A 12,907-nucleotide genomic window follows, 5' to 3' on the forward strand; every position below is an offset into this window, starting at 1 on the left:
CCCTTCCCCTCACTCACTGTGCTGGCGGCGTGGCCGGTGGTGTTTCGTTGGTCACCCGCAGGATCCCCCACAAGCCGGACACGTTGCCGTAGGCGGCGTAGTCGCGGAACAGGTAGTCGCCCGGCACCGCGTTGCTGCCGCCGGCGCTGGGCAGCATGAAGCTGAAGTGCGCGGCCGGCAGCACGCTCTCCTGGGCGCCGATGTACATGGCCTGCGGGTTGTAGCCAAAGCGCACCGAACCGATACCCGGCAGGTACATCGGGTAGCCGCCCGGGTCGGCCTTCTCCGGCTGGTAGGCATGCAGCGGCCACAGGTGCCCGTCGAGCTGGTAGGTGATGCCGCGGCTGCCGCCGGTGGGCATCAGCACATGGTTGCGCAACGGCTGGCCAGGTTTGGCCCAGAGCACCGGGGTTTGTGGGTCGCCGCCGACCAGGGCATTGCTGTAGGCCATGTGGGCGTTGGGCACGTCGGCCCAGCCATTGCCATCGGCATGGCCGAACGGCGCATCCGGGGCCAGGCCGAAGCGGAACCACAACGGCTCGGTCTTGTAGTTGATGGCCATGTTCGAGTTGTCCTTCGGATCACCCGGCACGCCGTTGCCTTCAGTGGCAATGCCTTCCACCGGCCGGCCATCGGCCCAGCGCATGTTCAGCGAGCGCTGCCACAGCGTGGCGAAGTCGCGGTAGGCGGTTTGCCCCGGTACCTGCACCGTGGCCGAGGCCCGGCTTGCCGTGTCTTCGCTCCAGGTGGCGTTGAGCGGCAGGATGCTCATGGCGCCGATCAGGCCCTTCTGCCCCTGCTTGATGACATCGGCCGGGGTGATGTTCAAGCCGCCGAACTCGATGGCGGTGGTGTTGATGTTGTCCACCGCGCGGCCCATCTGCAGCACCGGCTTGCCTTCGCGCTCCAGATGCCCGGCGTAGTACTGGTAGACCTTGTTCGGGTACGCGCCGCTGTTGCCTGCGCGGGGCGGCACGGTCTGTACCGGGTTCTGGCCGACGTTGGCGCCGTCCGACTTGGTGATGTCGTAGGCCAGCAATTGGGTATGCAGGCCGACATGGCTGGAGGGGCGCATCAGGTTGTTGTTGAAGGCGGTGGAGCCTTCACTGCCATTGCGGTCGCGCTTGACCACGTTCTGCATCACGGCGGTGCTGGCCAGGTCCGGCATGACCAGCGGCAGGCGGTTCTCCAGGGTGACCTTCAGGCACTCGCCGGCAGCGGCGCGCAGCACCAGCGGTTCCACCGGCACACCGGGCTTGAGTTTGCCGGTGCCGGGGTCGAGGTCGGCCTTGCGCACATAGAGGATCGCGGTCGGGTCATGCAGTGGCCCGCTATGGCCGCCGATGGTGAAGGTCTCGCCATCTTCCGGGTCGGTCACCGTCACCTGCGGGATGCTGGTACGCCGGCTGTTGTACACCAGGGTACCGCCGTTGGCCTTGAGCGGGCCGCCGACATGCTGGCCGACACCGGCCGGGTCGTTGATGCTCACACCCAACGCGTTGCCGAGGATGTCGTTGGCCAGGGCGGCGACGATTTCATAGCTGCGCTGCACCGTCGGCCGGGTGCCGATGCCGTTGCTGTTGGCGGTAAAGCGCGGGCAGATCCCGTCAAACGCCACGGTGTTGCGCGCCGCCATCGGCAGCGGGTTGTTGGGCAAGGCAAACAGGTCGTTGCGGCTGCTGGTGTAGTTGCGCATTACCCCCCAGATACCGTTCCAGTAGCCTTCGTGGGCGGCATCGAGCGAGTACAGGTAATCGCCGTTGGGCGCAGACGCGCTGGAGATCATCGACACCGGCGCCATGAAGCCCAGCTGTTCGGAAATGCCCACCATCTGCGAGGCTTTCCAGCCGGAGTTCGAGCTGTTGCCGAAGCCCGAGCCGTTCTGCAGCCACTTGACGCCGTGCAGGGTCACGTTGTGCTCCTCTTCATGGCCACCGGCATGCATGCGCAGGCGCACGTTGTCACCGGAGTAAGTGCGCAGCATCGGCGTGAACGGGTCGCCCGGCTCTGCCCCGGCGGTATTGATGTGCGGCGGGAACCGCGTGGTGCCACCGGTCGGGCCGACCGCCGAGGTAATCGCCGCCGGCGACAGGTTCATCGCCGGGATGGCGCGGTCGGTGCGACTTTGCATGGCGTAGGCCAGGTCACCGGCCAGGCCATCGGCCTGCATGCCGCGCTTGCCGTCCGGGGCCACCTTGTTGGGGTCGTAGACGCGCAGGGCCAGCGGTTCGTTGCGGTAGTTGACGACGAACATGCCTGGATCGTCCACCGAGATAGCCTGCGGGCACGGCCGGCTCGGGCAGCCCGGGTTCAGGCCGCCGCGCGATTCGACCACCGACTCCAGCAGGTTCGAGGCCTTCTGCCGTACCGGCGGGTTGATCGCATAGCGGAAGCTGTCGGCGCTGGCCGGGTACGCCTGGGCATTGGGGATGCCATCCGGGCCTGCACCGACATACACCCCGGCTTCATAGGCGTGCTGGAAGTCGCTGTACTCAAGGAAGAACTCGCGGTAGCTGTCGTTGCGTCCGTCACCGTCGAGGTCGCCGGTTTTCACCACCGCCTGCCAGGACGTCGGCCCGCCGTCTTCGCGCAGGGCGCTGTTGTACAGCAGCTCGCCGGTTTCGGCGTGGTACCAGGTGGAACCGGCCGGTTCCGCCAGTACGGTGGCGTACAGGCCCAGTTGCTGGTGGGTCGATGGGCCGAGGTGGTCGTGGGTGAAGATGGTGCCCAGGCCACGGTCGACGTTATGCACGTTGACCACCGGGTCGACGAACCAGCGCTGCATGGCGGTACGTGCGCCCAGCCAGTCGGCGCGCCCGTAGCGGCCGAAGAACGGGTGAGCCTTGGCCACCGGGCACTCGGCCGTGCCTTCGCGGGGGTCACCGGCGCGGCATTGATTGAACTCGCGAATCGCATGAATGCGCTCGACCACGGTGCCGGGGGAAAGAATGCCGTCTTCGTAGTTCCAGCCGTTGGCCGAGCCGTCGGCGGCGGTCAGGTCCCATTTCGGCAGGTGGATATGCTGGCCGATGACGTCGGTCGGCGTGCGCACCTGGTAGTCGTCCATCTCGTAGTACGAGGGGATCAGGTTGGTGTGCTGGTACATCACGCAGTCGAAGGTGTTCATGCGCATCACCAGCGGCTCAGGTGGGCGCTGCTTGTTGATCACCGGCCAGGCGTCTTCCCAGAGGCTGATGATCCGCGCTTGCGGGAAGTGGTAGCCGACCTTGTTGTACACCGCGTCGAACTGGATGTTGGCGCCCTTGTAGATGCGCGGGCGGTCGGCGGTAAAGGTCGAGCTGCCGGTAAAGCTCATGCCGTCCAGGCGCTCGCCGCTGTTGAACTCACCGGCCCCGGAGAACTGGGTCAGACGCTTGGCGCGGTCGTCCATGCACGGCTCGTAGTACGGCGCACCGGCGGTGGGCGCCGCGCCGTTGGTGCGAAAGTTACGCGCCACGGTCTGCTTGCCCGGCAGCACGGCATAGCTTGGGTGTTCCAGCTTGGAATGGAAGCTCATCGCCGCCTGTTCGACGTCGGTGCCCTCCTCGGGCAGGAACACCGCCTTGGCCTTGGTGATCGCCTTGGTGAAGTCCAGTGCGGTGGTCGTGACCACGGCTTCGCCACCGGCAGACAGTCCATCCAGGGCATGCCGTGGCAAGCCGCCGTCCCAGCCACCGACCTGGGCCGGGTCGAGGTTGGCCCACAGGGCGTTGCCGGAGTTCTTCAGCTGTTGCGCCTTGGCCGGATCGAGCATGTCCAGCGGTGGAGTTGGCGGGCGTTGGCCGACGGTATTTTCCATGCCGCCGATCCAGAACGGGAAGCCCGGGTTCTTCAGGCTGCCGTCGGCGTTGCGGTTGGCTTCGCTGCGATCGACCAGGGCCAGGGAACCGACAGCGCGTGGCGCGGTGTCGTGATGGCCGGAGTCGTCATCGCCCTCCTCTTGCTCGTCGTCATCGTTTTCCGCGACCAAGGTTTGCGCCAGCTTCGGAATCACCGCGACCTTGCCCGGCATCGGCGCCATGGCCTTGCCTGGCAACGGTACGATGGCCGGGATGGGTGTACCGGCGATGATCTCACCGTCCGGCAAGGCCCGGGCGCCCGCGGCAGGCTTGCCGCTGCGCAAGGCGAACGGCACGCTGTGAAAACCGCTCTCGCTCTGGCCCGACACTTCCAGGCGGGTGCCTTCCTCGAACACATCGTGGACCCGCCACATGCTCCACATGCCCTGGGCAAAGTGCGGGTAGAAGTGGCAATGGTAGATAGCGTCGCCGGCCACGCGGTTGCGGTTGCCCGAGCCGCCGTTGGCGATTTCGTAGGTGTAGCCGACACCCGGGCCGATGCCCTGGGCATCGACATAGTCGGAGTTGTCGTCATTGGGGTTGAACAGCCACTGGTGACCGTGCAGGTGGAAGATATGCTGCTCGTGGCCGTTATGGGTGTTGCGGAACTTGACCATGTCGCCGATGTAGCTGTGGTTGACGTTGGCCGGTTCCGCCGGGTAAAGGGCCATGGTGGCCTTGACCCCGACCTGCTCGGCGCTCGGGGTCTGGCCCGGGCGAATGTTCTCAAGGCCGACGTTGGCCGGTACGTCCACCAGCATCGCCACGTCGCCGACGGTGTGCGAACTCAGGAAGAACTCTTCGTAGGCGCAGGACAGGCAGTCATGCATCGGGCCCACGCCCAGACGGTTGGCCACCACCTCGGCGCCCATGCCGCCGGAGCCGTAGTTGATCATGAACGAATCGCGGGTCGGCTCCAGAACATGCCCCATCACCGGGTCGGCCCAGTAAGCGGGAAAGGCCTGGGTCGAGGCGGCTTCATCGGTGAACTGCGCAGCGAAATCGCGAAACGGCTCCAGGCGGTTGGGGATGGCCGGGTTACGTTTGCCGAGGCTTTCCAGCGGGTAGGTCGAGGCCGGGAAGCTGCCATCGGCGTTGGGCCCCATGACGATGGCGTCGGACTCACTGGAGATGATCTCGTTGCCGTCGGTCATGGCAATGATCGGCGCGCCGGCCTTGCCCTCGCTGATCCAGGGTTCCTGCTGCGGGTAGCGCGCCTGGTAGTCGACGATCGGCTGGCCAGTGGGGGTGCGGCCGCTGCTGCTCAGGCGCATTTCTTCTTCGGTGAGGGTATTACGGAAGGTGCGCCCACCTTTGGGCAGCACCACGACCTGGCCGAACAGGCCGTTGGCGACGTTGCCGGCAGCGCCTTCACCGCCGAAGGTCGCGCCCTGGCTGGTGGCGGCAAACGCGCCTTCGCGTTCGGCATACAAGGTGTAGGAGCGGCTGGCGCCGGGGGCGATCAGGAAGTTGCCATTGCGCCCGGTGTTGGCGGCGATGTCGGCGATGCTGTTGACCGCCTGCATGCCGTTGACCTGAAAGCCGACATGGCGGTCGGTAACCTGTTCGTCGGCGACAAAATGCTCGCCGCCTGGCTCGTTGCCTGCGGCGGCTTCGTTCTCTTCAGCTTCGTTTTCCTCGCCTTCGACCTCGTTCTCTTCTTCGTGGTCGATACCGTGCTTGTTCGGGTTGGCCTGGTAGGCCAGCAGGTTCTGCAGGTTGATGGTCAGGCAGTCGCCCGCCGCCACCCGCAGCACGATCGGCCGCGGGCGCTTGTCCGGGCGCAGGCTGACTTTACCCGGCACTGCCGCTCCGCCACTGGCCAGCGACACCTGGTGCTCGTCGACCACATCGCGGCGCAGGGCGAACATCATGCCGTTGGCATTCTGCGCACCCAGGCGGTTGAACATCAGTGGCTGATCGATCGCCACCACATTGGCCACCAGGTTGCGCTCGCAGCGCACGGCGGCTTCGCTGAGCGGCTGCCAGCCCAAGCTGGCGGCGGCGATCAGCAGTGAAGTCAGGACTGAGCCTTTGATTGGAGTCATCATGGCGTGCCTCTGTGGTGCAAGGGAACTCTGGAGGGGCTGGAGCAAGGCCCATGCCATATTTTTTATTGTTGTTTTTCAGTTACTTACAAAGATGAGTGAATCCTGATTGGGGGTGATTCCCCGGTATTCCCCACTAATCGGGGGTTGCCTCTGGGTTGCGACCGCTGCGCGCTCGATCGCCGGCAACGCCGGCTCCCACGGGACAGGACTACTGTGGGAGCCGGCGTAGCCTTGCCGTTCACAAAGGCGCATCCACCGCCAGGCCCTGCAGCCGCCGGTACTGGCGCAACACCTTGGGCACATAGCGCTGGGTTTCGGCGAACGGCGGTACCACCCGGCCGCGGCGCAGCACCGCGTCGGGCCCGGCGTTATAGGCGGCCACTGCCAGGGTGATGTCATTGTCGAACAGGGTGAGCATGCGTTTGAGGTAGCGCGCCCCACCCTGCACGTTCGCGGCCGGGTCGAGGACATTCTTCACCCCCATCTCCTTGGCGGTGTCCGGCATCAACTGCATCAGCCCCGCCGCGCCACTGGTGGAGCGGGCATTGGGGTCGTAGCGCGATTCGGCCTGGATCACTGCATGCAGCAACGCGGCTGGCAGGTCATGGGTTCTAGCGGCGGCCGCCACGACTTCGGCGTATGGCATGCCGGTGATCAATTGCCGACCATTGCCGGCCAGGCTCGGCGCTGTCTCGCTGACCACCCGCTGGTACGTTCGGCCCGGCCGGTGGACGTTGCTCAACACATAGCTGCCATCGGCCTTGACCGAGATGTACACATCGGCCTGAGCCGGATTGCTTGTGGCCAACCAGGCCAGGATTCCCGCAGTGAGCCAGCGCATCGTGCCACCCTCCCCGTTGCGTCCCCCAGAAAGTGGGGCATATGCCCCGATTGCCAGGGCTTCACCCTCCTGACGCAAGCACTGTGCCGCCTTGCCAGGGCCGTGCGGCAAAGGCCCGGCGCAGACGCGCACGGCATTTGCATAAGCCCTTGCAGCGCACCTACGGAGGGCCTGGCAATGAACAACAACCATCGCGCGCAACGTGGCTTCACCCTGCTTGAACTGTTGGTGGTCCTGGTGGTGCTGGGGCTGCTGGCCGGCATCGTCGCACCCAAGTACTTCAGTCAGCTGGGGCGCTCGGAGGCCAAGGTGGCCCGGGCCCAGATCGAAGGCCTGGGCAAGGCCCTGGACCTGTACCGGCTGGAGGTGGGGCACTACCCCAACTCCGAACAAGGCTTGCAGGCGCTGGTGGTCCCCCCCAGCGATGAGGTGCGCTGGTCAGGCCCGTACTTGCAGAAAAAGGTCCCGCAAGACCCCTGGGGGCGTAACTACATCTACCGCCAGCCAGGTGAAAACGGCGAGTACGACCTGCTGTCGATGGGCAAGGACGGCCAACCCGGCGGCGATGGCGAGAACGCCGAGATCACCAGTTGGCAATAGTCGGGAGGGGCTGCACATGCGCTACGAACTCAAGGCACTGGGCAAGGCCGGCGTGGTCTTGCTGCAGGTCGACGCCCAGGACGCAGGCCTCGCCCGCGAGCAGGTCGAGCAACAGGGCTTGCGGGTGGTCAGCGTGCGCAGTTGCCAGCGCCTGGCCGGCTTGCGCTGGCGGCGTGGCGAGGTGTTCGACCTGGTGCTGTTCAGCCAGGAGCTGACCACCCTGATCAACGCCGGCCTGCCGCTGATTGACGCCCTCGAGAGCCTGGCCGAGAAAGAGACCGCGCCCCAGGCGCGCAAGACCCTCGGTGAGCTGGTGCGCCTGCTGTACGAAGGCAAGTCGTTGTCCCAGGCCCTGGCGCAGTTGCCCAGCGTGTTCCCGCCGCTGTACGTGGCCCTGGTGCAGTCGAGCGAGAAGACCGGCGCCCTGGGCGATGCCCTCGGCCGCTATGTCGCCTACCGCCAGCGCATGGACGAAGTGCGCCAGAAGATCATCAGCGCCTCGATCTACCCGCTGCTGCTGTTGCTGGTCGGTGGTGGCGTGGTGCTGTTTCTGCTGGGGTATGTGGTACCGCGCTTCAGCCTGGTGTTCGAAGGCCTGGGCACCGAACTGCCGTGGATGTCGCGCTGGCTGATGCAGGCCGGGATGTTCCTGCACGCCCATCAGATGGCCATGGGCAGCGGTTTCGTGCTGCTGATGGTGCTGCTGTTTGTCATGCGCCGCGAGCCACGGGTACGCCGCTGGCTGAACCGCCAGCTGGAGCGCCTGCCGGCCCTGCACAAGCGCCTGGTGATGTACGAACTGGCGCGTTTCTACCGCTCGCTGGGGATCCTCCTGCAAGGCGGCATCCCGATCCTCACCGCCATGGCCATGGCTCGCGGCCTGCTCGGTGCAGCCGGCGCGCAGCGCCTGGAGCAGGCCTGTGAACGGGTCACTGAGGGCCTGTCGCTGTCGGCGGCGCTGGAAGCCGGGCAACTGGTGACGCCCGTGTCATTGCGCCTGCTGCGCGCTGGCGAGCAGTCCGGCAACCTCGGGCAGATGATGGAGCGCAGTGCCGACTTCTACGACGCGGAAATCAGCCGCTGGATCGAGTGGTTCGTGCGCCTGTTCGAGCCGCTGCTGATGACCTTCATCGGCCTGCTGATCGGCCTGATCGTGATCCTCATGTACATGCCGATCTTCGAACTGGCCTCGAGCATCCACTAGCACGCGACGTGACAATCATCGGCCCTTGCTGTATAGATTCGGCCACCAAGGGGAGCCCGGCAACGGGCTGAGAAACCGCTGGCACTTGCAGCGCGGTGACCCTTCGAACCTGATCCGGATCATGCCGGCGAAGGGATGGGTATTGTGCACCTGCCTTTTTGCCGGCCTCACTGCGGGGCCGACCATGCCTGATATTGCCGGCTCCGCTGTCGTCACTCTAAAAAGGACAGCAGCATGAGCGCGCGCTTCACCGACAGCCTTCGCCAGCAAAGCGAGCCAAGCTGGACCCAGTGCATCGAGCACCGCTTCGTCAACGAACTGCTCGAGGGCCGTTTGGCCGACCCGGTACTGGTCAACTACCTGATCCAGGACCACCGTTTCATCGATGCCTTCCTGACCCTGCTCGGTGCAGCCATCGCCACGGCGGATACCTTCGAGGCGCGCATTCGCCTGGGGCGCTTTACCGGGGTGATTGCCGGTGAAGAGAACACCTACTTCCTGCGGGCCTTCGAAGCCCTTGGCGTCAGCGAGGCCCGGCGCCTCGAAGCGCCGGATTCAGTACCGACTGCCGGCTTCAAGGCGATCATGCGCGAAGCCGCGGCCACCCGCTCCTACGCCGCCGCCCTGGCGGTGCTCAACGTTGCCGAAGGCCTGTACCTGGACTGGGCCCTGCGGGCCAACCAGCAGCTGCCGCCGCGCTTCGAGCATGCCGAGTGGATCACCCTGCACGACAACCCGGCCTTCCAGGACTTCGTCGCCTTCCTGCGTGCCGAGCTGGACCGGGTCGGGCCCGATCACCCGCAAATCAGCAGCGACTTCTTCCTGCGCACTGTGGCGCTGGAGCAGGCGTTTTTCGACGCAGCCTACGACATCGAGGGGTAAGCCATGGATATCTTCGAGCGCCTGAAACAGGCCGCCAGCGCCGATTGGCACAGCTATGTAGAGCACGATTTCGTTCGCCAGATGGGCGCCGGCAACCTGGCGCAAGCGGCGTTTCGCAAGTACCTGGTGCAGGACTACCTGTTCCTGATCCAGTTCGCCCGCTCCTGGGCCCTGGCCGCCTACAAGAGCCGCACCCTCGCCGATATTCGCGCCGCCCAGGCCGGGCTTGCGGCGATCCTCGACGAAACCGAGCTGCACGTGCGCCTGTGCCAACGCTGGGGCCTGTCGCCCGAAGACCTCGCGGCGACGCCAGAGCACCAGGCCACCGTGGCCTACACCCGTTTCGTGCTGGACTGCGGCGCCGCCGGTGACCTGCTCGACCTGCACGTGGCCCTGGCGCCGTGCGTGATCGGTTACGCCGAGATCGGCCGCAACCTGACCCCCAATGGCGTTGAGGCGCTGGGCGATCATCCTTATCGCGAGTGGATTGGCGAATACGCCGGCGCCGGTTACCAGGGCGTGGCCACCGCTGCCCGCGCGCACCTGGATGACCTGGCTTCACGGACCATGACCGAACGGCGTTTCGAGGAACTGGTCAAGGTCTTCGCCCAGGCCTCGCGGCTGGAAGCGGACTTCTGGCAGATGGGGCTGGAGGCCGCGAGGCCGTAATACTGCACCGGCTCCTGTGGGAGCTGGCTTGCCAGCGATCGAGTGCAAAGCGCTCGCATTCCAGTCAGTACATGGTGCACTGACTGTACCGGCCTAATCGCTGGCAAGCCAGCTCCCACAGGGGGCGTAGGCTGCAGGGCCCACAGGTCAGTAATCGTAGCGATCCACCGCCCGCCGCCGCTCGTTGTCATCGCGCATGTCGTAGTTGGCGGTGGTCTGGATGTTGGTGTGATGGGCAAGCTTTTGCGCGATCGACAGGTCATGTTCCTCGATCACCCGGGTGATGAACGAGCGGCGAAAATCATGGGGCATGATCTTCACGCCGACCTGGGTGCCGCGCTGACGGGCAATGTAGTAGATCGCGTGCTTGGTGATGCGCTCGCGGGTGATGTGGCTGCCGCGGCGGATGCGGTTGAACAGGAACTCATCGTCAGCCTGCCCTTCAGGCAACTGCTCGCGGCGAAACGCCAGCCAGGCATTGAGCTTCTCGAAGGCCCAGGGCGGTGCGTACTTGATCAGTTGCTTGTTGCCTTTGCCCAGCACCTGCAGGCTACGTTCGTCGAAATCCACCTGGCTTAACGTCAGGTTGACCGACTCCGACTTGCGCATGCCGGTGCCGTACAGCAAGGCGATTACCGCCGCATCACGCAGGCCCTGGGGCCGCGGGTCGGCGGCGCAGGCATCCATCAGTTCGCGGATCAGGCTGCGCTTGAGGTTGCGCCCGGCCGGCAGGCGCGTGCCCTGGGTCGGCTTGACCGTGCGAATCTTGAGCAACTGCTCCTGGCTGATCAGGCTCAGGCGCCACGCCTCGTTCATTACCCCACGCACCGCGTTGACGTACAGCGACGAGGTGTTCGGCGCATAGCCGTCGGCGCGCAAGGCCGCCACCAACGCGGTGACATGCCCGGGTTCAAGCTGGTGCCAGGGCACCTCGGCAATATCGCAATCCTCGAAACCCAGGCGGTCGGCGGCATCCTGGAGGATGTACTTCATGGTCAGCTGGCTGGAGGGCGCCAGGCGCGCGAGGTATTGCAGCAAGGGGTTTTGCAGTGAATCGGACAAACCGGGAATCCTGTAGAGCGCAACAGAGGTCAGGGGCCTGCAACGGGCCAGTCTGACTCGTCACAACGCCGCGGCAACTGACCTGCATCACAATCAGGTCATTGATTGGCAAGTCTTTTTAGCCACGGCAAGAATCCCGATAGTACCTCATCGATGCCCCCGGAATCGATTGAGGGCAATTTCATGGCACCGGATCTTCCACGTACAGCTTTACCGTCTCCCGGGTCAGCGACAGCACTTCATGGGTCAGGCCGTCGAAATCGCTCTCGCCATGCTCCAGGTAGCCGTCACTGCGTTTGACCACGTAGGGCACATAGCCGCGCGGCTTGCCGGTGTCGGTGTCGATGATCTGCATCCGGTCACTGTAGAGCGGCAACGGGTCGATCAGCGGCACCAGGGGCGCACGACCGACCACTATCGGGTCGGGCACCCACTCCGGCAGCCGGTCGCGGTGCTTGGCCACTTCGCTGAGCACCTGGGCGACCGGCAGTTGCATGGTTTTCGAGTAGTAGGCGTTGTAGGCAAAGGCGGTAATGCTCAGCTTGCAGGGGATGCTGGTCTTGCCCTCCAGCAGGCGATGGATTGCCGGCTTGAGCAGCGCCGTCTCGGTAGAACGGTCCGGGGTGGTCTTGTTGAAACGTGCCCAGACCACATAGTTGTAGCCCCGAATTTCAGAAATGCCCTCGAAGTCCACCCCGCCACCCAGGTTGTAGATCATTGCATGACCGACAGTGAAGTCCTGGTCGTCACCCAGGGCGCACTTGAGCCACTCACCGATCTGGCCATCGCCGGTGTGCCGTTTGAACAGGCTGACAATCTCTTCGTCGCTGCGAAAGCGCAGGTAATAGGAGCCGTCGTGATAGGTGAAGGAGCTGAACTCCAGCGGCATCGATTCGATACCGTGGCTGCAACCGCCGAGCGACAGTGCAGCGCCCAGGGCACAAGCGGCCAGGCGAAAAGAAGGGGCAAACAAAGGCGGCGTCATCCATGAGCATACAAGGCGCGCAAGGATGCCCAAGGCCACGCCTGCCAGCAAGCATTTCCGTGTCCGGTGGCCGCAGCAATGGGCTACAGTTGCCCAGGTACCCCCCCGACCTGAGGCACCATGGCTTTCCATCGACTGACCCGCACCCACCCGCGCCTGAGCTTTTCTGCCGTCGCCGGTTGCCTGGGGGGCTGGCTGATTCCCGCCGACAACCTGGTCCAGCATATTCTTACCGGCTGGAACATCGGCGTCTGGCTGTACCTGCTGCTGGTGCTGTGGCTGACCTTGCGCGCCAGCCCCGAGAAGGTTCGCGAAGTCGCCTGCATCGAGGATGAAAACGCCGGCCTGGTGCTGTTCACCGTCAGCATCGCGGCGATCGCCAGCCTCGCCGCAGTGACCCTGCAACTGGCCGCCAGCCGAGGGCTGGCCGGTGGCCCGCAACTGCTGCACTACGCCTACACCGGCTTCACCGTCGCGGGCTCCTGGCTGATGATCGGCATGATCTTCAGCCTGCACTACGCCAGGCTGTTCTACACCGCCGGCAGCAAGGAGCCTTTACTGCGCTTTGCCGACGGCGAGCTGAACCCCGATTACTGGGACTTTCATTATTTCTCGTTCACCCTCAACGTCGCGGTGCAGACTTCGGACGTGGGGGTTGCCGATCGGCAGATGCGCCGCATCGTCCTGGCCCACTCCCTGGTAGGCTTCGTGTTCAATACCGCGATTCTGGGCTTTACCATCAACATCGCGGCCGGTTTGCTGAACTGACGGCAA

The 12,907-nt window shown here is 65.0% G+C and carries 9 protein-coding genes and 1 riboswitch; of the genes, 5 read left to right on the top strand and 4 right to left on the bottom strand.

From position 1 onward, the window contains the following. Nucleotides 1–13: 13 nt before the first annotated feature. Both mnxG and LOY45_RS14265 read right to left on the bottom strand, forming a co-directional pair. Complete coding sequence (gene mnxG / locus LOY45_RS14260) at nucleotides 14–5,890, bottom strand: manganese-oxidizing multicopper oxidase MnxG (RefSeq protein ID WP_233674129.1); 5,877 nt, start codon at nucleotides 5,888–5,890, stop codon at nucleotides 14–16. 238 nt (nucleotides 5,891–6,128) lie between these two features. Next, entirely contained in the window at nucleotides 6,129–6,731 is a 603-nt protein-coding gene (locus LOY45_RS14265; protein ID WP_115086797.1) for a lytic transglycosylase domain-containing protein, read from the bottom strand. A 177-nt stretch (nucleotides 6,732–6,908) separates the two neighbouring features. Here LOY45_RS14265 and gspG point away from each other — a divergent pair, with 177 nt between their 5' ends. The 4 genes from gspG (at nucleotide 6,909) to LOY45_RS14285 (ending at nucleotide 10,086) form a co-directional block, all read left to right on the top strand. After that, nucleotides 6,909–7,331, top strand: a complete 423-nt coding sequence (gene gspG / locus LOY45_RS14270; protein ID WP_115086798.1) for a type II secretion system major pseudopilin GspG — start codon at nucleotides 6,909–6,911, stop codon at nucleotides 7,329–7,331. A 16-nt stretch (nucleotides 7,332–7,347) separates the two neighbouring features. Further along, entirely contained in the window at nucleotides 7,348–8,535 is a 1,188-nt protein-coding gene (locus LOY45_RS14275; protein ID WP_258577873.1) for a type II secretion system F family protein, read from the top strand. Nucleotides 8,536–8,573: 38 nt separating this feature from the next. Continuing rightward, nucleotides 8,574–8,688: riboswitch (TPP riboswitch) on the top strand. 81 nt (nucleotides 8,689–8,769) lie between these two features. Continuing rightward, on the top strand, nucleotides 8,770–9,417 hold the full coding sequence (locus LOY45_RS14280; RefSeq protein WP_115086800.1) for a TenA family protein: 648 nt from the start codon (nucleotides 8,770–8,772) through the stop codon (nucleotides 9,415–9,417). Nucleotides 9,418–9,420: 3 nt separating this feature from the next. Next, on the top strand, nucleotides 9,421–10,086 hold the full coding sequence (locus LOY45_RS14285) for a TenA family protein (protein WP_115086801.1): 666 nt from the start codon (nucleotides 9,421–9,423) through the stop codon (nucleotides 10,084–10,086). 147 nt (nucleotides 10,087–10,233) lie between these two features. Here the strand turns inward: LOY45_RS14285 and LOY45_RS14290 are convergent, their stop codons facing one another. Both LOY45_RS14290 and LOY45_RS14295 read right to left on the bottom strand, forming a co-directional pair. Further along, a complete protein-coding gene (locus tag LOY45_RS14290) occupies nucleotides 10,234–11,148 on the bottom strand; it encodes a site-specific integrase (RefSeq protein WP_115086802.1) in 915 nt (304 codons plus the stop codon). A gap of 181 nt (nucleotides 11,149–11,329) precedes the next feature. Next, nucleotides 11,330–12,121: a hypothetical protein gene (locus tag LOY45_RS14295; RefSeq protein WP_115086803.1), complete on the bottom strand. Its 792-nt coding sequence runs from the start codon at nucleotides 12,119–12,121 to the stop codon at nucleotides 11,330–11,332. 132 nt (nucleotides 12,122–12,253) lie between these two features. On the opposite strand from LOY45_RS14295, the gene LOY45_RS14300 reads away from it, so the two are divergent. Next, complete coding sequence (locus LOY45_RS14300) at nucleotides 12,254–12,901, top strand: DUF1345 domain-containing protein (RefSeq protein WP_115086804.1); 648 nt, start codon at nucleotides 12,254–12,256, stop codon at nucleotides 12,899–12,901. Nucleotides 12,902–12,907 lie beyond the last annotated feature (6 nt).

The sequence above is a fragment of the Pseudomonas wadenswilerensis genome (genome assembly GCF_024749185.1).
In the GTDB taxonomy this organism is placed as follows: Bacteria; Pseudomonadota; Gammaproteobacteria; order Pseudomonadales; family Pseudomonadaceae; genus Aquipseudomonas; species Aquipseudomonas wadenswilerensis.

What these genes read in the sequence shown, in the direction of transcription:
- LOY45_RS14280 (WP_115086800.1), top strand. Translation starts at nt 8,770, where the DNA reads ATGAGCGCGCGCTTCACCGACAGCCTTCGCCAGCAAAGCGAGCCAAGC.
- LOY45_RS14300 (WP_115086804.1), top strand. Translation starts at nt 12,254, where the DNA reads ATGGCTTTCCATCGACTGACCCGCACCCACCCGCGCCTGAGCTTTTCT.
- LOY45_RS14275 (WP_258577873.1), top strand. Translation starts at nt 7,348, where the DNA reads ATGCGCTACGAACTCAAGGCACTGGGCAAGGCCGGCGTGGTCTTGCTG.
- LOY45_RS14265 (WP_115086797.1), bottom strand. Translation starts at nt 6,731, where the DNA reads ATGCGCTGGCTCACTGCGGGAATCCTGGCCTGGTTGGCCACAAGCAAT.
- mnxG (WP_233674129.1), bottom strand. Translation starts at nt 5,890, where the DNA reads ATGATGACTCCAATCAAAGGCTCAGTCCTGACTTCACTGCTGATCGCC.
- LOY45_RS14285 (WP_115086801.1), top strand. Translation starts at nt 9,421, where the DNA reads ATGGATATCTTCGAGCGCCTGAAACAGGCCGCCAGCGCCGATTGGCAC.
- gspG (WP_115086798.1), top strand. Translation starts at nt 6,909, where the DNA reads ATGAACAACAACCATCGCGCGCAACGTGGCTTCACCCTGCTTGAACTG.